Source organism: Corallococcus sp. AS-1-12 (assembly GCF_020036995.1).
Taxonomy (GTDB): Bacteria; Myxococcota; Myxococcia; order Myxococcales; family Myxococcaceae; genus Corallococcus.
The window spans coordinates 160431-180923 of sequence record NZ_JAIQDD010000004.1 but is presented as its reverse complement, the minus strand read 5'-3'; the positions used below and the strand labels follow the sequence as shown (position 1 = coordinate 180923).

The 20493-nt window shown below is 69.7% G+C and carries 19 protein-coding genes; 6 read left to right on the top strand and 13 right to left on the bottom strand.

What is annotated here, in order from left to right:
* Positions 1-15: 15 nt before the first annotated feature.
* Positions 16-1707, bottom strand: coding sequence for an Eco57I restriction-modification methylase domain-containing protein (locus tag K8556_RS08030; protein WP_223739437.1), 1692 nt, complete (start codon positions 1705-1707; stop codon positions 16-18).
* 12 nt (positions 1708-1719) lie between these two features.
* On the bottom strand, positions 1720-2445 hold the full coding sequence (locus K8556_RS08025; RefSeq protein WP_223739436.1) for a PaeR7I family type II restriction endonuclease: 726 nt from the start codon (positions 2443-2445) through the stop codon (positions 1720-1722).
* 129 nt (positions 2446-2574) lie between these two features.
* On the opposite strand from K8556_RS08025, the gene K8556_RS08020 reads away from it, so the two are divergent.
* Positions 2575-3471, top strand: coding sequence for a J domain-containing protein (locus K8556_RS08020; protein ID WP_223739435.1), 897 nt, complete (start codon positions 2575-2577; stop codon positions 3469-3471).
* On the opposite strand, the gene K8556_RS08015 is transcribed toward K8556_RS08020, so the two are convergent.
* The 4 genes from K8556_RS08015 to K8556_RS08000 form a co-directional block, all read right to left on the bottom strand.
* Positions 3468-3860 (bottom strand): DUF488 domain-containing protein, encoded by a 393-nt coding sequence (locus K8556_RS08015; protein ID WP_223739434.1) that lies wholly within the window; start codon positions 3858-3860, stop codon positions 3468-3470. The two genes, K8556_RS08020 and K8556_RS08015, sit on opposite strands and share 4 nt — an antisense overlap.
* A 79-nt stretch (positions 3861-3939) precedes the next feature.
* Complete coding sequence (locus K8556_RS08010) at positions 3940-4911, bottom strand: endonuclease/exonuclease/phosphatase family protein (protein WP_223739433.1); 972 nt, start codon at positions 4909-4911, stop codon at positions 3940-3942.
* A gap of 149 nt (positions 4912-5060) precedes the next feature.
* A complete protein-coding gene (locus K8556_RS08005; RefSeq protein ID WP_223739432.1) occupies positions 5061-5459 on the bottom strand; it encodes a DUF3037 domain-containing protein in 399 nt (132 codons plus the stop codon).
* A complete protein-coding gene (locus K8556_RS08000; RefSeq protein ID WP_223739431.1) occupies positions 5437-6219 on the bottom strand; it encodes a HipA family kinase in 783 nt (260 codons plus the stop codon). Before K8556_RS08000 ends, K8556_RS08005 begins: the two co-directional genes overlap by 23 nt.
* Before the next feature lie 151 nt (positions 6220-6370).
* On the opposite strand from K8556_RS08000, the gene K8556_RS07995 reads away from it, so the two are divergent.
* Together K8556_RS07995 and K8556_RS07990 are read left to right on the top strand one after the other, a co-directional pair.
* Positions 6371-6814, top strand: coding sequence for a MarR family winged helix-turn-helix transcriptional regulator (locus K8556_RS07995; RefSeq protein ID WP_223739430.1), 444 nt, complete (start codon positions 6371-6373; stop codon positions 6812-6814).
* A 36-nt stretch (positions 6815-6850) separates the two neighbouring features.
* On the top strand, positions 6851-7294 hold the full coding sequence (locus tag K8556_RS07990; RefSeq protein ID WP_223739429.1) for an organic hydroperoxide resistance protein: 444 nt from the start codon (positions 6851-6853) through the stop codon (positions 7292-7294).
* A 26-nt stretch (positions 7295-7320) separates the two neighbouring features.
* Here K8556_RS07990 and K8556_RS07985 read toward each other — a convergent pair whose 3' ends face one another.
* Positions 7321-8217: a bestrophin family protein gene (locus K8556_RS07985; RefSeq protein WP_223739428.1), complete on the bottom strand. Its 897-nt coding sequence runs from the start codon at positions 8215-8217 to the stop codon at positions 7321-7323.
* A gap of 172 nt (positions 8218-8389) precedes the next feature.
* Here K8556_RS07985 and K8556_RS07980 point away from each other — a divergent pair, with 172 nt between their 5' ends.
* Positions 8390-10222 carry a patatin-like phospholipase family protein gene (locus K8556_RS07980; RefSeq protein WP_223739427.1) on the top strand — a complete coding sequence of 611 codons (1833 nt, stop codon included), beginning with the start codon at positions 8390-8392 and terminating at the stop codon, positions 10220-10222.
* 6 nt (positions 10223-10228) lie between these two features.
* Here K8556_RS07980 and K8556_RS07975 read toward each other — a convergent pair whose 3' ends face one another.
* The 3 genes from K8556_RS07975 to K8556_RS07965 all read right to left on the bottom strand — a co-directional run bounded on the left by K8556_RS07975 (position 10229) and on the right by K8556_RS07965 (position 13002).
* Entirely contained in the window at positions 10229-11473 is a 1245-nt protein-coding gene (locus K8556_RS07975) for a DUF6068 family protein (protein ID WP_223739426.1), read from the bottom strand.
* Between the two features lie 107 nt (positions 11474-11580).
* Entirely contained in the window at positions 11581-12297 is a 717-nt protein-coding gene (locus K8556_RS07970; RefSeq protein WP_223739425.1) for a double-CXXCG motif protein, read from the bottom strand.
* Positions 12298-12300: 3 nt separating this feature from the next.
* A complete protein-coding gene (locus K8556_RS07965) occupies positions 12301-13002 on the bottom strand; it encodes a TIGR02269 family lipoprotein (protein ID WP_223739424.1) in 702 nt (233 codons plus the stop codon).
* A 124-nt stretch (positions 13003-13126) separates the two neighbouring features.
* Here K8556_RS07965 and K8556_RS07960 point away from each other — a divergent pair, with 124 nt between their 5' ends.
* The gene (locus tag K8556_RS07960) at positions 13127-15145 is read left to right on the top strand and encodes a hypothetical protein (protein WP_223739423.1); all 2019 of its coding nucleotides are present in this window, start codon (positions 13127-13129) and stop codon (positions 15143-15145) included.
* On the opposite strand, the gene K8556_RS07955 is transcribed toward K8556_RS07960, so the two are convergent.
* Positions 15146-16849: an amidohydrolase gene (locus tag K8556_RS07955; protein ID WP_370639896.1), complete on the bottom strand. Its 1704-nt coding sequence runs from the start codon at positions 16847-16849 to the stop codon at positions 15146-15148.
* 168 nt (positions 16850-17017) lie between these two features.
* Here K8556_RS07955 and K8556_RS07950 point away from each other — a divergent pair, with 168 nt between their 5' ends.
* Positions 17018-17674, top strand: a complete 657-nt coding sequence (locus K8556_RS07950; RefSeq protein ID WP_255651466.1) for an HAD family hydrolase — start codon at positions 17018-17020, stop codon at positions 17672-17674.
* A 77-nt stretch (positions 17675-17751) separates the two neighbouring features.
* Here K8556_RS07950 and K8556_RS07945 read toward each other — a convergent pair whose 3' ends face one another.
* Both K8556_RS07945 and K8556_RS07940 read right to left on the bottom strand, forming a co-directional pair.
* Positions 17752-19545 (bottom strand): serine/threonine-protein kinase, encoded by a 1794-nt coding sequence (locus tag K8556_RS07945; RefSeq protein ID WP_223739421.1) that lies wholly within the window; start codon positions 19543-19545, stop codon positions 17752-17754.
* Positions 19542-20417 carry a DUF2381 family protein gene (locus tag K8556_RS07940; RefSeq protein WP_223739420.1) on the bottom strand — a complete coding sequence of 292 codons (876 nt, stop codon included), beginning with the start codon at positions 20415-20417 and terminating at the stop codon, positions 19542-19544. The genes K8556_RS07945 and K8556_RS07940 overlap by 4 nt, the downstream gene beginning before the upstream one ends.
* Positions 20418-20493: the final 76 nt, after the last annotated feature.

Sequence of the window (20493 nt, the reverse complement as noted above, 5' to 3'; positions counted from 1 at the left end):
GGAGTAGCCCTGCGCCTAACGTCGGGTATCGACAAAATCAAAGGCGGGAAGGGACTTCAGCCCGTAGGCGACGAGCGCCAACTCATCCAGCTTGGCGAAGTCCCTCTGGCGGAAAGCCTTTCGGAGTGCATCCGACAACTTTCGGGGCAACTCCGTAGAGGAGGGAGTGCGGATGCGGCGGAGGTATTGCGCCTGGAACCGCAGGTACCCTCCACGCATCTTCACGGCGTATGCCCAGATGAAGAACAGCGCTACCTTGGAACTCAGCAATCCGCCGAGGACCTCCAGGTCCCAGTCCTCGGAGGTGATGAAGTAGAGATTGTGGTGCGGGTGATAGTGACCGGGCTCGAAGACGACCTCGTTCGAACCTGCGATATCAGGGATCAACAACTTGGGCCGCGTGACCAACTCCGGATAGACGCGGTCAATGGTCCGGTACCAGCCCGCCGTGTTGTTCTGGGCCACGTGGCGCCGCCGGAGGACCTGTTCGTGCGACTTGAGGTAGCGCGCCAGTCGCGGGTAGCGCTTCAGGTCAACGAGACGCCCCTCTGGGGTGAAGGTGTTGATGACGCAGCGTCGCGCGTCCGCAATGACACCACCCTGGATGTCCTCGCGCTTCACGAGCGGTACCATGCGGTCCCCCTCAATGTCCGCGTCCGCGGGAACAATGAAGACCTGGTCGCGCCCTGTGGCGACACCAATGCGAACCCGAGTCGACTCGCTCGCTTCGATGGGCTGGAATCGCGCCTCCAGCGCACGGAGCGCCTCCAGGTGCTCGGGTGTGCTGAGAACCCAGGGTTCGTCACCCTGGAACCAGCGGTCATAGGTGCTGACGAAAACCCCCGGGTGCGTGACGGGAAGCGCACGGAGAAGTTGGTCGCTCAGGGATTCGCACTCCTCCGGTGTCGCCCGCGCCATGGAGGCGACCGCCACCCGCTCCGAGCGTCCCGGGCTGATGGAGAAGATGGACGGATACGCAATGACATCGGACTCGAACGGCGACGCGCGGTGGAGATCGACGTAGGAGTGGACTCGAAACCGCTCCGTCAACTTCATGCGCAAGGGGGCGCCATAGCGGTTCAAGATCCATCGGTCCGCGCAGATGAATGACAGCCTGCCCTCGGGATTGAGCAGGTCAAGGCTTCGCTCGATGAACGCGACATAGAGGTCTGCCCTGTCGAAGAGGGAGACGTAACGCCGCCGGTACTCAGTCTGGAGTTCCTGGGACAGTTGCTCGATGCGGACGTACGGTGGGTTGCCGACCACGACATCGAAAGGCGCGAGTGGGGTCAGTAGGAAGTCCCCAACACGAACCCACTGCTCCGCCAGCCGCGCCGCGACCTTCATCGCGACGCCATGTCCCTTCAGCGCTTCACGCACATGGGCACGTGCGGCTTCGACATGCGACGGGTCGATGTCAAAGGACGTGAGCGCCGCTCCCAGCGTGGAAGCACGGATGCCGTGTCGATTCGCGGCGTCCATCAGCCGGTGAATCGCGGGGACCAGGAATGCTCCGGTTCCGACCGCAGGATCCAAAAGACGAAGCTCATGCAGGCAGCGGTCGCGCGTGTAGCCCGCGAGATCCAGGATGAGGTCTACGATGTGGGGCTTCGTCAGCACGACCCCATGCGTTTCGCCCGAAGTGCGCTTCCCATACTGGTACGCGTCCGGGCCGAAATGCGTTGGTAGATCCATCTGGAGTTGCATGTCGCTCTTTCGTCAATAGCGGCGGAACTGCTGAAGGTGATTCGCCAGGGAGGTCAGGAATGGCTTCATGGCCAGGTCCTGATGCGGCTCAGTGTAGAGCCCGGTCTGACCTGCGGTCCGAGTGCACATTAGCAGCGCCGTCGAGTCGAAATAGCGCTCCTCGACCAGCTTGCGGAAGAGCACGGCGAACCGGCCTGCGATGGATTGCTGTTGGAAGTCACGCAAGACAGGAAAGTGCGGCTCTTTGACCGAGGCGGTACGGGTGGATTCCACGCTGTCTTCCAGCAGCATCAACCACCCAATCCAGGGCCTTGCGCCTTTCCCCATAACGCCCTTCTTGAGCGCGAGTCGCATGTCGGCACCGGTCCCGATGGCCTCCTCGGCCCGGTTGTTGAAATTGTTCCCGAAGGAACCCGCCATGGATTTGAACTCCAATGCCGCGACGAGCTTCCCTTCGAAGACCACCACCATGTCCCATCGCTTGGTGGGCCGGAAATAGCCAGGGAGTTCCAGCTTCTGCTCGATGTGGATGTGCTCGTCGGTGAACCCGTTTGCGCGCAGCAGTTCACTGATGAGGTGGCAGAACCCGTTCATCTGCTTGCCACCCGTGACTGCGGATCGTTTGCCTCGGTCCGCATCGCCATCACGTTGACGGGTCCCTTGTTCTTGCAAGGTACTCCAATAGGAAGCCACAGCGCGTCGGGTAAGCTCCACGTGGTTGGTGGGAACGGTGCTCAAGAGATTTCCTCCAAGGCACATGGCGGCAGGGGCATCCCGACAGCCATCAGAAGCACTGTTCCCGTGTTGTCGCCCGCGCACGCCACCCTGTCCAAAGAACGGCCGCAAGCAGGTAGGCTCCTGAAGACCGTGCAGGCCGTTCTCTACTTCTCCGACAAGCAGGTCCGCGAGAAGCTCTTCGCGTTCGTGGACGCGGCGCAGGGGCCGCTGCTGGTGGCGGGGGTGCGCCACGGCGCGGCGATGACGCGTGCACCGCAGGCGCGCGAGCCCTTCGCGGCGCTGGATGACCTGTTCGGACACGTGCTGGCGCAGGTCATCGTGGCGGACGAGGGCACCACGGAGGGCATGTGGCGCGACCCGCTGGGGGACCTGGGCGACCGGCTCTATCCGGAGGACAAGAAGCGCGCCTACGCGGCGGCCACGGGCTACGTGCTGTTGGAGGGAGGCAAGCCGCGCGCGGTGGTGCGCAAGCACGCCAGCCCCGCGGAGGACCTGTGGTTCCTCCAGGAGGCCCTGAGCCGCCTCTCCTCGAGCATCCCCGCGCCCGACCCGGAGAAGCGCCCCGGCCACCGCCGCCCGGAGCCCGCGCCGAAAGCACCGCCCCGTTACGGCCCCGCGAGCGACAGCGGAGCGCCGGAGGAACCCGCCGACCCCTGGCGCCGCTCCAGCGCCCGCGAGGAGGCGTCCGCCCGCTCCGGCTCCGCCAGGGGCCGGGACCCCGGTGCCTCGGGCAGTGGAGGCCGCCCGGGTGCGTCGAGGGCCCGCGCGTGGCAGGCCGACGAAGCCACGCCCCCGCGCGGCAGCCGCGCCGTCGCGGCCGAGCCCGAGCCGAAGGACCCGTGGACGGTGCTGGGCATCGAGCGGGGCACACCGAGGGATGAAGCGCGCAAGGCGTTCCGCGCGCTCATCGCGCAGTACCACCCGGACAAGGTGGCCCACCTGGCGCCGGAGTTCCACGCGCTCGCCGAGCGCCGCACGCGCGAAATCCTGGACGCGTGGGAGGCGCTGGAGCGCGACGCGGATTAGTGCACCGTGCGGCGCGGCTTCGTCCGCGCGGGGCGCTTCAGCCGGGCCTCCAGGTAGTCCTTCAACACCACGGCGTTGTTGTGCTCGGTGTCGCGGGCGCCGTAGAGCAGGGTGACGCGGCCCTGGCGCGCGGCCTCCAGCAGCGGCTCCCACGCGTCGTGGTGCGCGTCCAGTTCGCGGGTGTACCGGCGCCGGAACTCGTCCCAGCGCTCCACGTCGTGGGCGAACCACCGCCGCAGCTCCGTGCTGGGCCCCACCTCGCGGGGCCAGCCATCCAGGTGGAGGTCCGCCTTCTTGAGCCCCCGAGGCCACAGCCGGTCCACCAGGAAGCGGATCCCCGCATCAGGGGCCGGGCCGTGCTCGTCATAGACGCGCTGGAGTCGAATCATCGTCGTGAGCCTCCACGGTCACGCTGCCCACGCGACGCGCGCGTGGGGAGCGCCCGGCGGGGACGCGGCGGCCCGCTGCTCAGGTCAGCAGCGTGGGCGCCGGAGCCTCCAGCCGGAAGCGCGCGATGAGCGGCACGTGGTCGGACAGGCCGTGGAAGCGGCTGGTCAGGTCTCCGAAGGGCCGCGTCTCCTCCGTGTCCAGCCAGCTCACGCCTCCCCCGGAGAACAGGTGGTCCAGGTGCATGCGCATGTGCATGAAGCCCGCGGTGGGGAAGGCGCGGGACAGGGCCGGGTTGATCTGCCCCACCGCCGCCTGCGCGCACGTCAGGTGCGCGTCCCCCGTGAGGTAGCGGAACACCGGCGACGACGGCGGCGAGTTGAAGTCCCCGCACACCACGAACGGCTCCTCCTTCGCGTGCAGCCCGATGAAGCCCGCGAGCTTCTTCGCCTCGTGGATCTGGTTGACGCCGCAGCCCATCTTGTCGCGCGTGGCCCAGAACTCGCGGGCGAACGGCGTGGGCAGGCTCAGGTGCGTGTTGAAGACGTGGAACGCGCGCTGGTCCGAGCGGCGGAAGACGCGCATGTGCGCGCAGATGCGGCTCTGCTTGCGCTCCTTCAGGCCCTGCACGTGGTGGTGCGTGATGTGCTCCGGCGCCGCCACGTTGTGCCGGTCCACCTGGAGCGTGCGCGTGTTGACGAGCATCGCCAGCCCCGTCGTGTACAGCGACAGCTCCCCCACCTTGTAGTGGTGCGCGCGGAAGTAGAACGCCTCGTAGGGCATGTCCCTCCCCTGGAGGGCGAACGTCTCCTCCACGCGCGTCATGAAGGCCTCCAACTGCGTCTCACCCGGGCGGGTGGGCCGGTGCACGATGTTGCTGCGCAGCGAGGAGGTCTCCACCTCCTGGAGGCAGACGATGTCCGGCAGCGGGTCCAGGGTGGCCAATGCGGCGGCCACCCGGCGCTTGGGGCCCACGGTGCTCGCGAGCCCCCTCAGCATGTGGCCGAAGTAGCGGACGTTGTACGTGACGATGCGCAGCGCTGACGGCTCCATGGTCCGGTCGCTACCTCCCCATGCCTCGCGGTGAAAGTGGGAAGCCCTGGGACGAACGTCCAGGCCTCCCCGCCCTCTTCACCATGGGATGCGCTCGCGCCATCCGCGATGCGCTGACAGGCGGACGAAGCCCCCGCCCGCCCGCCTGCTCACCCGGCGGGCTTCACCCGCACCATCGTGTCCAGCAGGTGCTCCAGCGCGCGCTCCGGGTCGTCACACAGGCCCGCGTGCACCGGGCCCGTCTGGAGCATCGTGCTCCGCGGGGCCACCAGCCAGTGCCAGCGCTCCTTCTGCGGCAGCCGTCCAATGGGCCCCGCGTCCTTCCCGCCCACGCACACGCGGCGGAAGCTCTCCAGGTGGCCCGCGAGCAGCTCCACGTCCGCGTCCGGCGACAGCGCCTTCAGCCGCGCCACGTCCAGCTCCACGCGCGCGCCCAGGTAGCGGTGCTGCACGCAGAAGAGGACCACGCCCACGTTGATGAACTCCTCGCGCTCCACGCGAGGCACCAGCCGGATGATGGCGTAGTCAAACGAGCTGGGCGTGGGCACGCGTCGCCTCCTCGATGAACGCCGGCGCCGCTTCCAGCCGGCGCATCAGCCACGTGACGTACGCCGCGCGGTGCTCCGCCGTGGACGCGAACGCGGGCTCCTGGCCCAGCCACGCCTCCGGGATGGACCCCACGATGCGCTCCACCACCTCCCGCGTCACCCGCGCCTGGAGCAGATCCCGAGCCTCCGCCAGCCCGTGCGCCCACGGCAGCAGCACGTGGTCCTTGATGGGCGCGAAGCGCGTCTGGCTGCGCTCCTCCCACCCGTCCCACGAGTGGTGGAAGTACAGCGCCGCCCCATGGTCGATGAGCCAGAGGTTGCGGTGCCACACCAGGAGGTTCGGGTTCTTCGGCGTGCGGTCCACGTTCGTCACGAACGCGTCGAACGCGACGATGGCGGACGCCACCTGCGCCTCCGGCACCGGCACCGCCAGCGGGTCGAACGTCACCGAGCGCGGCAGGTAGTCCAGCGCCAGGTTCAACCCCGCGCTCGACTTGAGCAGCTCCCGGATCTCGCTGTCCGGCTCGTTGCGCCCCAGCGACACGTCCAGCTCCACGAACACCAGCTCCGGGACGCGCAGGCCCAGCACCCGCGCCAGCTCCCCCGCGAGCAACTCCGCGATGAGCGCCTTGGCCCCCTGGCCCGCCCCACGGAACTTCACGACATAGAGCCCCGCGTCGTTCGCCTCCACGATGGCGGGCAGCGAGCCCCCCTCGCGCAAGGGCGTCACGTAGCGCGTGGCGGTGACCGTCCTCAGCATCCTTCGTCCTCGACAGTTCCCGGGCACTCCGGGGGTGGCGGCTGTACCACGGCCCTGCCCGACGGGGGAAACACCCTACACCTGACGACGCTTCCCCTCGCGCACCGCTGATTCAGTTGCGCACAATTGAATTGCGCACTACATATTCCTCATGTCGACGGATGACCTCCTCCGGCTGGACCTGCAGTTGTGCTTCCCGCTCTACGCGGCGTCGCGCGCGATGGTGCAGGCCTACACGCCGCTCCTGGCGAAGCTGGGGCTCACCTATCCGCAGTACCTGGTGATGCTGGTGCTCTGGGAGACGGACGGGGTGTCGGTGAAGGAGCTGGGGGAGAAGCTGTACCTGGACTCGGGGACGCTCACGCCGCTGCTCAAGCGGCTGGAGACGCAGGGCTTCGTGCGCCGCGAGCGCTCCAAGGAAGACGCGCGGTCGGTGACGGTGTCGCTCACCGCGCAGGGAAGGGGCCTGCGCCGCAAGGCCGCGTCCATCCCGGAGGCCATCGTCTGCCGCACCGGTTTGACGCTGGAGGAGCTGGCGCGGCTGCGCCGGGACATCCAGCGGCTGTTCGAGAAGGTTTCCTCACGCAGCGCTTGAGACACACGCCGTATCCACTCACGAAGGAGCAACACCATGGCCCCTGTCCAGATCTCCCCCCTCTACTCCACCACCGCCATCACGCACGGCGGCCGCAACGGCAAGCTGCTCGTGGAGCACAGCCCGCTGAACGGCCTGGAGCTGGCCATGCCGAAGCAGTTGGGCGGCTCCGGCAAGGAGACGGCCACCAACCCCGAGCAGCTCTTCGCCGCGGGCTTCTCCTCCTGCTTCGAGAGCGCGCTGCGCCTGGTGGCGGGCAAGGCCGGCAAGAAGCTGGATGAGAAGGCCGGCGTGAAGGCCACCGTCACCATCGGCAAGACGCCCGAGGGCGGCTTCGGCCTGGCGGTGGAGCTGCAGGGCATCCTCCCCGGCGTCCCCCGCGAGGAGGCGCAGCAGCTCATGGAGGCGGCCCACCAGGTGTGCCCGTACTCCAACGCCACGCGCGGCAACATCGAGGTGAAGGTCTCCGTCGCGGAGTAGCCCTCCACCCGGTCCCTGTCGCGAGCTCAGGCGGCGGAGTCGTCGCGGGCGCTCGCGGCGGGGGCTGGCAGCAGCGCCAGCAGGTTGTTCTGGATGTTCTGGCAGATGGTGTCGAGCGGCAGGTCGTTGTCGTCCGTGCCGAAGGGGTCTTCAATCTCGACGCCGATCTCCTCGATGCCAAAGAAGACATACGCGACGACGAACGTGGCCAGGACTGTCACCCAGCCAAACGTGTCCACCAGGGCGAAGGGCAGGGTGAAGCAGTAGAGGATGAGCGCGCGGCGCAGGTGCACCATGTACGCGAACGGCATGGGTGTGCGGTGGATGCGCTCACAACCTCCCAGGTAGTCGATGAGCAGTTGGACGTTCTGGTCCAACTGCATCTGGACGTACTCGGGATAGAGCCCCTGGCGGCGGCCCTCGTCCAGCACGGCGGTCATCCGGCGGGCCACGCCGAGCGGCACGTGCTGGGCCTTGAGCACCTCCGTCACCTCCCCGGAGGGCAGGGTGTCCGTGTGGGGCCCCACATGCCGCTGCTGGCCGCGCAGCCACGCGGCGGTGGCGAAGGGGAACGCGGCCGTCCAGCGGATGAGCGCGGTGTAGAGCGCCGTGCGGCCCAGGAAGGGCTCCGAGGCGCGGACCAGGTTGCGCGTCTCGTTGACGATGCCGCCCCACAGCTTGCGGCCCTCCCAGAAGCGGTCATAGGAGGCGTTGGTGCGGAACACGAGCAGGAGGCTCAGCGAGATGCCCGCCAGCGTGTGCACCGTGGGGGGCACGCCCACGTTGCGCACGTTCACGTGGAAGCCCACCACGGCCGCGGCCCAGACGACGCACAGCAAGACTCGGCCGACGATCTCCTTCACCATCGAACCGCGCAGGTAGTGGAAGTAGCTCCACCAGCGATGCGGGTCATACTCAACCATGCAGGGGATACCCTCCGGGACGGGGGGCGCATGCTAACCGCACCGCGTCGCGTCGCGAGGGGGGCTTTGCGAGATTGCGGATGCCGGACGTTTCGGGCGATGGCCGGGCGTCGGGGGCTTCAGCTAAGGAGGAAGGCGGTCCGCTTCATTCCTCGTCACGGAGGTGTCCTCCATGCGCCGTCACCTCAAGCCCCTGCTGATGTTCCTCGCCGCCACGGCGAGCGGTTGCAGCTTCATGCGCACGGACGTCCTGCTGGACACGCTCAACGCCCCGGACACCTCGAAGGCGGAGCCCCCGCCGGCCCGGGTGGCGGCGGTGGAGCGCGTGGCGGGGCTGACGCGCGCGCAGTTGACGGACTCCTACGTGGACCCCGCGCGAGCGGGCGCGTGGATGGAGGCGCTGGGCGCGTCCCCGGAGGCCGTGCTGGACATGGCGGCGTGCCTGGTCGAGCACGCGGGCAACAACTCGGCGTCCTGCTATGAGAACGACGCGCGCACGGGCTACGTCGACCGGACGGTGAAGGCGTCCGTGTGGGGCGTGCCGCTGCCGGCGCAGTCCTTCTCCGCGGCGGCGTCGGCGGACGAGGAGGTGGACGCGGAGCGCTTCCTGTCGAACGCGATGGGGATCGGGCCGTCCATCGCGGCCGTGCAGCAGTCGCTGGAGGTGCCGCTGACGCGCGAGGTGCTCGCGCAGGGCATCCAGCGGGGCGCGGCGTCCGCGGCGGCGTACGTGCGGGCGCGCTCGTGGCGCCGGGACCTGCAGCGGCCCAGCAACGCGGTGGTGCTGAGCGGCGGCGGGGCCAACGGCGCGTTCAGCGCGGGGGCCATGTGGCGGCTCCTGGGCATCCTGGAGCAGTGCCGGGGCAAGCCCGCGCCGGAGGGGTGCGGGGACGCGCGAATCGACCTGGCGGCGGGCACGAGCACGGGCGCGCTCATCAGCACGCTGGTGGACCTGTTCCACACGCCGGGCCAGGAGGCGAACGCGCGGCGGCTCCTGCTGGGCAACTACACGTGCACGGTGGAGTCGGACCTGTACTGCGTGAACTCCACGTGGCTGTGGAACCTGGCGGACGACACGCGGGGCCTGGTGAAGTTCGACGGCATCTATTCGAAGCTGGAGCAGTTCATCCAGCCGGAGATGCTGCACAACGGCACGGAGCTGGTGTCGGTGTCGGTGGACTTCCAGACGGGCGACGTGTTCAGCGTGAGCGACCAGGACCCGGCGGACTTCAAGCCGGGCGCGTCGGACAAGCTGCGCAAGGGCGGGATGGCGCACGCCATCGTGGCGTCCATCGCGGAGCCGGTGCTGTCGAACCCGGCGGGCATGCTGCCGTCCGCGGCGGGGGACCGCACGGGGACGTACTACGACGGCGGCGTGCGCTCCGGGCTGCCGCTGCTCCAGGCGGTGCAGCGCGGGGCGGAGCGCGTGCTGGTGATTTCGACGGGGGGGATGCACCCGTCACCGGCGATGGATCCGAAGAACGCGATGAGCGTGCTGATGCGCACGATTGACCTGTTCGTGGCGCAGCCGCGCGTGGCGGAGGTGCAGCAGGCGGAGCTGCTCGCGGTGACGCGCCGGATGGGCGAGTACAACGTCTGCACGCTGCGCGGCGCGACGGAGGACTTCTGCCGCCGCAAGGGCATGGGCTTCCATCCGCGCCTGGCGGGGCCGGGGGCGGGGCAGGCGGTGTGGATGGGCTCGGCGCGCTTCGACCAGGTGGCGAGCAGTTGGCGCAGCGCGTGGATGTTCAAGCCGGAGACGGGGCTGGCCTCGGCGAGCGGCTACTCGTTCACGCCGGAGGTGATGCAGCCGCTCTTCGTGGCGGGCGTGGAGTCCATGCAGAAGCGCTGCAAGGAGGTGCTGTCCCTGTTCGACATCCAGGGCACGCTGGCGGCGAACGAGTGCGCGCGCCAGTGGGTGGAGGTGTCGGACGAGGCGCGCGCGGCGCTCCCGTCCCCGGCGCAGTGCCGCGAGGACAAGCCGGAGCGCCGCACGTGTGACTGAGGCGCGCTACCGGCCTCCGTCGATGACCCACTTGCCCCAGCCGGCGAGCGCGGTGCCGTCCTCGGGCACGCGCTTGCCCTTCGGCGGGGCGCGGTAGACGGCGTCGGCGAGCGGGAGGAAGCGGGCCTCCTCCGCGAGCCCGTTGAGCGCGGCGCCCCAGGGGTCGGCGGCGTAGGTGGTGACCTGCACGCGGCGCTCGGCGCCCTCGCCCGCGGGCGCTTCCAGGACGAAGGCGGGGACGGGGTGCTGGGCGACGGTGAACGTCTCCCGGCGCGGCGGCGCGGTGCCGGCGGTGACGGGGGGCCACTGCTGCGGCTGGCTGACGGCCTCGCTGACGGCGGCGAGCAGGGCCTCCTCCAGGGGCTGGGCTTCCGCGTCGTGGAAGTCCGAGCAGGGGGCGTCGCCGGTGGGGCCGGTCAGCTCCTTGCGCAGGACGAAGCCGCGCTCGGCGCCCAGGCAGACGCGGCGCACGGAGGAGGTGCCGGACAGGTCCTGGCGCACGTCGTACCAGGTGCCCGGGCCCCAGGGCCGGTCGAGCACGGGCACGGCGCCCCCGGCGTCGGAGCCCTGGCGGAAGGACACGAGCGTGAGCTGCTGGCTGCCGCTGGCGCCGAACCCGGAGAGCGTGGTGCTGGCGTCGAGCAGGCCGTGGGTGAGGTACAGGGGGCCGGGCTCATTGGCGTAGAGGCGGTTCTGGAGGGGACCGTCGCTGGGGCGGCGGTCGTCCAGGAAGCGGCGGGCCTCCCAGGTGCGCCCGGCGGCGGTGGTCTGTTCGGCGGAGCGCTGGCCGCGGTGTTCTTCCTTCCAGGGCTGCGTCTCCTCCAGGCGCATGGGCAGCACGCGGGGCTGGGAGAGGCGGGGGTGGGCCAGGGGCCTGCCCTGATCATCCGTGAAGGTGACGGTGAGCCACGCCCACGGCGCCTGGAGGGCGACGACCTCCAGCACGACATGGCCCGCCACGCCCACGCCGGTGTCCGCGCCGGGGCGGCCCCGGTGGGCGGAGAAGGCGTACTCCACGCGGTCGCCCACGCGGGCGCGCTGCCACGGCGAGGGCGTGGCGGCGGTGTCCATGTCGGGAGTCCCCGCGTCCAGCATGGAGGCCTCGGCCGGGGCGGAGGCGTCGGGCTGCTCGGTGGCGGTGGGGGTGCCGTCGGAGGGGGAGACGGCACGGGGCTTCATGCTCTCGCAGCCGGTGCTCAGGAGGAGCGCGGAGCACAGCAGGAGGGGAGCGCGGAGGAGGGGGCGTCGCATGGGGCCGGTAGATACACGGAGCCCCGCGTGGAGCCGCTGCGAGGGTGTCCGCATGCGCGGCGTCAACGTGCGCTGGTCGACAGCTCGGGGCCTCAAGGCCACGGAGGCTACTCCGCGGAGATCTCCCGGTAGACGACGTCACTGGGGCCCAGCCGGTTCACGGTGTCGACGAAGCGCTCGGAGACGACGATGCGGGTGGTGTCTTCCACGCCGAAGAGGTCGAGCTCCGTGGGGATGGATTCACCGAGCAGCCAGCGCTCCGGTGGGAGCGAGAAGCCATGGCGTCCGCAGAGGTCGCAGGTGGGCACCCGGTCCCGGTCCTGGATGCACGCGGGATGCAGCTTCACCAGGGGGCGCGCTTCCAGTTCGTACTGGGGCAGCTCCTTCGTGCGGCGGTTCCGCAGCTCCGCCCGGACCGGGATGATGCCTTTCAGCCCCGCATCCTGAAGCGCCGCGAGCGCGTCCTCACGCACGAGGACCTGCCACGAAGGCATCGCGGTGACAGGGCCGAACCGGCCCATCGCCGTTCCCACGAGCGGTCCCAACCTGCATCCCGGCTCAAGCTGAATCTCCGGGGGAACGAAGGGGAGGACCAGGGCCTTGCGTCGCTCATACTCCTCACGCGTCTGCGGCCAGATGCTCTTCAGTTCATCCTTTTCGGGCAGGGTGGACAGGTCCACTGACGGGTACGCCGTCATGACTCCCCAGGTCTCACAGCGCTCGCAGAGGACGCTCGGCAGGCACCATTGGTGCTCGGCGCGGTAGGAACCACTCCAGTGGAAGGCGTCGAGGTCTTCGGGCTCGGTCAATTCGAAGTAGCGCACCCGTCAGTCCTCCACAGGGAGTGGAAGGAGATCCACCTGTTGCCAGTAGGTCATGCTCAAGCCAAAGAGACCGTACTTCTGAATCAACAAGGAGGCCTGTTCGAAGTGCGCTGACGCGGGCGCGCTGATGCCATTCGCCCGGATGTAGCGCAACCAGTCCTGGTTCCACGGGCCTCCATCTTTTCCGCGATGGATGCTCCTGTGCAGGTCCGCATCAATGGCGAGCACATACTGGTGGATGTTGATCTGCTTGCCGTCGAAGTGTTGCTTGAACGCCTGCGGGAAGATGTGGTGCCGCTCCTTCGGCCGCTTCGCCCACTCCTCCAGCGCCTTCTGCCGCTTCACCTCGCTGGGCAGCTTCTCGCGCGGATACCAGCGGAACACCATGACGGGCATCGCATCGCCCGGGAGCCCCTGGGCGCTGCCCCAGGTCCGCTGTGGCCCGCTGCCCGGCGCCACGAACACCGGCGGCGCGAGCGCTGCCCGCGTGCGCACCACGCGGCCCGGCTCCAGGTCCTCACAGCGGAACAGCGCGCAGGTCCCGTCCACGCACCAGGGCGCGAGGCACTGGTCCTCGTCCCCGTCCGCGCATTCACCTCCAGTCTCCGCCTCCGCCCAGACAACCTCCGGCGAGAACGCCGGAACGGAGGACGTCGACGCACAGCTCCACAGCAGCCCTACGAGCAGCCAGCACCGTCCGCGCATGCATCCCCCGGAAATGACGCTCCGTGCAGCATGCCAGCGTCGCCACCCCCACCCGGAGTGGAACCCTGTCCCCCGGCGCTGCTAGACCATGGCCCGCAGCCACACCGCCCCTGGAGCCCCGCGCATGCCTTCGCCCCTGTCCATCCGCCGTGTCGTCCTCTACAAGCACGGCGTCGGCTACTTCGAGCGCCGGGGCAAGGTGACCGGCAGCGAGACCGCGCACCTGGACTTCAAGGCGCGCGACATGAACGACGTGCTCAAGTCCATGACCGTGCTGGACCTGAACGGCGGCTCCGTGTCCGCCGTGAGCTACGACTCCACCAAGCCCCTGGAACAGCTCCTCTCCGAAGCCACCATCCGCATCCCCGAACACGGCAGCCTCACCGCGCTGCTCGGCCAGGTGAAGGGCGCTCGCGTCCGCGCCCGCGTCGGCGGCGCGCAGGTGGAAGGCGCCATCGTCGGCCTGGAGTCGCTGCCCGTCGTGCAGGGGGAGGCCAGCGTCGTGCGCCCCTTCCTCACGCTGCTCGTCGGCGCGTCGCTGCGCACCTTCGACGTGCTGGAGCTGGGCGAGCTCGAGTTCCTCGACGAGGCCGTGCGCAAGGACCTGGAGTTCTACCTGGCCACCGTCATGTCCTCGTACAAGAAGGACTCCAAGCGGCTGTCCATCCTCACCGCCGGAGAGGGCTCGCGCGAGCTGTTCGTCAGCTACGTGCTGGAGTCCCCCGTGTGGAAGACCAGCTACCGCATCCTCCTGGACGAGGGCCAGCCGCCCCTTCTCCAGGGCTGGGCCCTGGTGGACAACACCGGTGACGAGGACTGGGTGGACGTGGAGCTGTCCCTCATCGCCGGCCTGCCCGTGTCCTTCGTCCACGACCTCTACAACCCCCGCTACCTGCGCCGCCCCGTCGTGGAGGTCCGCTCGGAGACCGGCGTCGCGCCCGTCATCCCGGAGGAGGCCTACGAGCGCTCCGCCGAGCCCCTGATGGAGTCCGTGGACGGGTCCTTCGGCTCCTCCGCGGACATGGCATCCAACGTCATGCCCGCCATGGCCGCGCCCGCGCCGGCGCCCCGCATGCGCGCCAGGGGCGGCCCCATGATTGGCGGCACCGGACGCGGCGGCATGCGCGAGACGCTGGAGCAGAGCACCGCCGTGACGACGCTGACCAAGGAGGTGGGCGACCTCTTCGAGTACGCCGTGGACCGCCCCGTCACCGTGCACCGCAACCAGAGCGCGCTCGTCCCCATCCTGCACCGCCCCTTCGAGGGCCGCCGCGTGCTGCTCTACAACCGCGCCACGCGCGAGAAGAACCCGATGGCCTGCATCGAGTTCAAGAACACCACCGGCCTCACGCTGGAGGGCGGCCCCGTCACCATCACCGAGGACGAGACCTACGTGGGCGAGGCGATGCTCGACACCCTCAAGCCCGACGACACGCGCTTCGTCCCCTACGCCGTGGAGCTGTCCTGCGCCGTGTCCGTGGAGGAGGACCCGGAGGACGGCCCCGTGTTCCGCGCGCGGCTCAACCGGGGCACCCTGGTGGTGGAGTTCTTCCACCTGCGCCGCACGAAGATTCTCGCGCGCAACAAGGCGAAGCGCCCCCAGGTGCTCTTCGTGGAGCACCCGCGCACCGGCTGGGAGTTGAAGGACACGGTCGCCCCCGCGGAGACCACGGACGGCTTCTGGCGCTTCAAGCGCGAGCTGGCCCCGGGCACCTCCGACACGCTCGTCGTCACCGAGCGCACCAAGGGCCACCGTCAGTACTACCTGGGCAACCTGGGGCTGGAGGAGGTGACGTTCTTCCTCGACTCGCGCTACATCGACCCGCGCGTCGCCCAGGCCCTGCGTGACGTGGTGGCCCTGCGCGAGAAGCTGGCGCAGGTCATCCGCGACGTGCAGCGCCTCACCGAGGAGCGCGCCCAGCTCTTCAAGGACCAGGAGCGGATCCGCTCCAACATCGACTCGCTCAAGAGCGGCGCGTCCCAGCGCGAGCTGGTGGAGCGCTTCGTCACCAAGCTCAACGCGCAGGAGGACCGGCTGGAGAGCATCGGCCGGGAGCTGGAGCGACTCGAGCAGGAGCGCATCCGCCTGCAGGCGGAGGTCAACCAGCGCATCGAGTCGCTCTCCTACGAAGCGGACCTGTAGCTACTTCGCGTCCGCGCGGAACACCTCGCGGCCCGCGACCACCGTCAGCCGGACCTGCCCGGTGAGCAGGTCCGCCGGGGGCGCGCCCACCGGGTCCACCGACAGGGCCACGAAGTCCGCGTCCATGCCCGGCTTCAGCCGCCCACGCTGCCCTTCCGCGAAGGACGCATAGGCCGCGCCGGCCGTGAAGCCCTCCAGCGCCTCCTCACCGCTCAGGCGCTGGTCGGGGTGCCACCCGCCCGGGGGCTGGCCGCTGGCGTCCTGCCGCGTGCGCGCCGCGTACAGCCCCGCGAGCACGTCCGGCCGCTCCACCGGGAAGTCGCTGCCCAGCGCCAGCACGGCGCCCGCGGCCTTCAGCTTCTGCCACGCGTAGGCGTTCCGGATGCGCTCCGCGCCCACGCGCTTCTCCGCCCAGGGCATGTCGCTGGTGGCGTGCGTGGGCTGCACGCTCGCCACGAAGCCGTTGGCGCCCAGCCGCTGGATGTCCTCGGCCGTCATGATCTGCGCGTGCTCCACGCGGGGGCGCGCGTCCTTCGTCCCCGTGGCCGCCAGCTCGCGCGACAGCGTGTCCAGGAGCAGCGTGTTGGCGCGGTCGCCAATCGCATGCGTGGCCACCTGGAAGCCCCGGCCCACGAAGGCGTGCACGCGCGACGCGTACTCCTCCGGTGAGAGCAGCAGCAGGCCGCGGTGGCCGGGCTCGTCGCTGTAGGCCGCGCCCAGCGCCGCGCCCCGGCTGCCCAGCGCGCCGTCCAGGGTGAGCTTCACCGCGCGCATCGTCAGGAGCTTGCCCTGGAAGGGGCCGTCCTTCAGGTACTGCACGCGGTCGTCCGTCTGGCCATCCGCCATGGCGTAGACGCGCAGGGGCAGGGTGCCCGCCTGGTCCCAGGCCTGGAACAGGCGGAACGTCCGCAGGTCCATGCCCGCGTCGTGCACGCCGGTGAGGCCCACGCGCGCGCAGTGCTCCAGCGCCGCGCGCATGCGCGCCTCGTGCTGCTCCTTCGTGGGCTGCGGCAGCGCCTTCAGCGCCAGGTCCATGGCGTTGTCGATGAGCACGCCGCTCGGGTCGCCCCCCGGCAGCCGCAGGATGCTGCCGCCCTCCGGGTCCTTCGTGTCGCGGGTGATGTTCGCGCGCTGGAGCGCCGCGCCGTTGAGCCACAGCGCGTGCCCGTCGATGCGCCACAGCACCACGGGCGTGTCCTTCAGGGGCTCGCCCATGTCCGCGACGGTGGGGAAGCGCGGCGTGTCCCAGTCGTTCTGGTCCCATCCCTGACCCACCAGCCAGTCGCCCTGGTACGCGGTGGCCGGGGCCTTCTCCAGCCGCTGGCGCACCTCCGCCAGGGACGTGGTGCCCTCCAGCCGCACGCCCGCGAGCGCCTGGCCCAGGCCCGCCAGGTGCCCGTGCGCGTCCGTGAGGCCGGGCACGACCGTCGCGTCGCCCAGCTCCACCACGCGCGCGGTGGCGCCCGCGGCGGCGAGCACCTCCTCGCGCGTGCCCACGGCCAGCACCTTGCCGTCCCGCACGGCGAGCGCCTGGGCCTCCGGCTTCGCGGCGTCCAGCGTGCGGATGCGCTGGGCCACGTACACCGTGGGCGCGTGGGCGACCGCCTGCTCCGCGGGCGCTCCCTCCGGCACGCGCCGCGAACAGCCCGCGCCCGCACACAGGACCAGCGCCCCCAGCATCCAACCGAGACGTCCTCGCATCATCCGCGCACCCGCCATGACCGTTCGCCCGGGCAGGAAGGTCCCGGGACATCGCGCGCGGCACTCTGACGCACGCCCCGCGAGACGGCCAGTCCGGGATGCCTGCACGGCGGGCGTGGACCGGGCCCCGCCGCGACGCACAATCCGTGCACGCTCCGCGCGAAAGGGCGTATGGAACGGCGCGTGAGCACTGTGACCCCTCGCGGCATCTGCTTCGACCTGGACGGCACGCTGGTGGATTCGCTGCCGGACATCATCGACAGCTTCCTCCACGGCTTCACGCACCACGGCCTGCCCGCGCCCTCCGTCGCGGAGGTGCGCGCGCTCATCGGCCAGCCGCTGGAGGCCATGTACGCGCGCTTCGCTCCGGAGCACGCCGCCGCGCTCTGCGTGGCCTACCGCGAGCACTACCCGCTCCACTTCCACCGGCGCTCGCGGCCCTTCCCCGGCGTGGAGCGCGTGCTGCGCACGCTGCGCGAGCGGGGCTACCTGCTCGCCGTCGCCACCACCAAGCGCGGCGACATGGCGCGGCGCTTCGTGGACGCGATGGGGCTGGGCGGCCTGCTGCACCACGTGCAGGGCACGGACGGCTTCCCGCACAAGCCCGCGCCGGACGTCATCCACCACGCCCTGGAGGCGCTGGGCACCGGCGGCCTGTGGATGGTGGGCGACACCACGCTGGACCTGCGCGCGGGCCAGGCCGCGGGCCTCAAGACGTACGCCGTCACCTGGGGCACGCACGCCCACGAGGAACTGGCCACCGCAACCCCGGACGAGCTCCAGCCGGACCTGGAGCGGCTGCTGCACCACCTGCCGCCGCTCGCCTGACAGCGGGGCTGAACTGGAGGTCCTTGCGAGGAAGCGGCGGGAGTCGAGCACCTCCCAGCCGCGTCACCTCGACCCGCTCAGGGCCAGCGGTCCACGACGTGCCCCAGTCCTCGATTGCGCGCCTTCACCTTGCCATCCTTGAACTCAGCGACTCCCCCCTCAACGACGAAGCAGATCGGATAATCGGCCTGTCCCGGGAGCCTCACGCGGTCATACCGCACGACGAGCGCTGGCCCATCCGCACGTCCCATCTTGTCGGAGAGGTAGTACGCCTTGCCGTAGAAGCGTGTTCCAGGAGGAGCGACCGCTTCCGCCTCGGGGTCGTTGGAGTATTCCGGAATCACTCCCACCACTTCCGAGCCAGCGGTGAACCAGACATTCGCGTCCCCCTTCTGGCGATCGTCGAGTTGGAGGAGGAAGGTGTCGTTCCACGCCCAGTGGAGCTGCTTCTCCATCGCCTCTATCGCCCCATCCGGGCAGGTGAAGGACTCGGGCCGGATTTGAGCTCCCGGACAACCCGCAGCCAGCGCCGCGACGAGCGACAACGACGCGCACTCAATGGCGGCGATGGCCTTCTTCGGCATGCGGGGGGGGCGTCCTTGGGGCGAGACTTCGGGGGCGCGGGTCTTCAAGGCGGATCCTTCCTTCGGAGCAACGGCGATTGACGGCCCCGGGGCTGTCACGGGTGAGGGACTGGGGATGGACATAGCAGGAGGGGTCGTTTCGGGCGGTGTGGAATGGGGCGTGACGGGAGGGCGCGGGCCCGCGGCGATGCGCGGTTCGGCAGGGGCCCCGGCGAAACGCCAGACGAGCGCGGCGAGGACTATCGCGGCGATGCCGGCGAGGAGCGCACGCCATCGGCCCTGGCCTCGGTTGCGCTCAACCCGGGCGACGTGCCGCTGGAGCGAGTGGGGGATGGAGGGCGTCGCCAGCGCCTCCGTGGCCGGCCCGCCGTGGCGCTGTTCCGATGGCGGATGACCCGGCACGTCGAATTCGGCGGAAGGAGCGGTTCGGAGTTCGGCGAACTCACGGCGCAGCGCCTCGGTGTCGACCGGACGCCTCTTGGGGGCTCGGGCCAGGATGTCCTCGACGAGGCCGCTCAGTTCCTCTGGAACCCGCGCATTCACCCTGTGGGGCGCAGGCGGCGGCATGGCCGCGTTGTTCAAGTCGAAGCGCGGACGAAACTCCGTTGGTCGCGGGTCCGTCAGCAGTTCATGGAGCATGACGCCGACCGCGAAGATTTCGTCGGCGACCTGGAAGGCGTAGCGGGCCCTGCGCTCATCCTTGTGCTCGCGCAGGAACTTGAACTGCTCGGGTGCGCGGTAGCGGTCCGTGCCAGGGGGCAAACCCCCATCCGTCAGGTCTTCGGCGAGGGTGTAGGTCGCGCAACTGAAATCGATGATGACGGGCTCGCCGTCGCTCTTTCGGATGAGCACGTTGGACAGCTTCAGGTCCCGATGCAGGATGCCCCGGCCGTGCATGTACGACAGCGCACCGGCGAGCTTCTCGAAGACGCCGAGGATTTCGCGAACCGTCGGGTGCTTGCGTTCCGCCCACTCCGCGAGCGTCCAGCCCTCCACGTAGTCGAGCGCGAGGTAGACGTTCCCACTCTCCGCGAAGCCATGCCCTTGCGGCCGGACGATGTTCGGATGGTCCAGCATGAGCAGCGCCGTCAACTCCCGCAGCGTCCGGGCATGGGTCTGCTTGAGGTCGCCGCTGGACTCCCGGTGCTGGGCCACCTTGATGGCGCATTGCCTGCCGCTCTTTTCGCCCAGGAAGACGAACGCGAAGCCGCCATCGCCGAGTGCCTTGGCCACCTGCCATCCATCAATGAGCGAACCCGGAGGCAGCTTGAGCATCGCCGCGTTCATCTGGCATCCCCCGCGGCGGGCAGCGGAAAGCGCACGCCCGGAATCGTGAGTCGACGTCCCTCATCCCCGAGCACCTCCAGGGTGAAGACAAGGTCCGCGTTCTTGGCTGTCACTTCCATGGCCGCCAGGAAGCGCTTGGTCCTCCCAGGGGGAATCGGTCCCGGCTGCTTCGCGACGAGCCGCGCTAGCAGGGGCGTACCGCTCCTCCCCACGAACGTCGCCTCTCGGGGTGTCCATGCGGGCTGCTCAAGGCTATTCATGATTCTTACGTCCGCCAGAATCCAGTTCGTGCCTCGAAAGGCCACGAGCGACTCAAAGGAAAGTCCCTGCATCGTCTCCAGTGAGCCCTTTCTGCTGGACGTTGAGATGCCCTTGTCGTCCAGGTAGCCGAGCAGCACGAAGTCTTCCGGCTTCGGCGTCGGGGCTTGAGCGGTGGGTTGGCAGGTCTCGTTCGATGGCGCCGGACGCTGGACGTCAATCCGCGAGTCCACTTCAGCCGGGTCGGTGACGAGCCTGAAGGCGGCCCGGGCGGGTGCTCGGCCATCGTCGAAGAAAACGCCGATCTCCTGTCGCTCGCCGTCGCCAAGGTTGGCCACGGGCTGGATGATGACGGAGCGCTCGCCGGCATCCAGGACGCGGATCCGGGACTCATCGAAGGTCAGGGTCTTCTTCTGGATTGGCGAGGGAAAGAACAGCAGCGTCAGTGTGTCCTGCGCAACGCGGACGACGGGCAGCGGCTCCGCGGGCATGCGGGCGATGGTCACGGAGCGCTTGCGCTCGACGCGCGGTCTCGCGGCCGGCTGGGCCTGCGCGGCAGTTCCCCACGCGAGCATGAGCGACAAGGGAAGAGCCAATCTCAAAGGTTGGAGCAATGGTGCGTGACCTCCCGGATGGGCACGCTACCATCGCGATCGCTCAGGCCGTGGGGCTCTTTCCATCAGTCGAAGC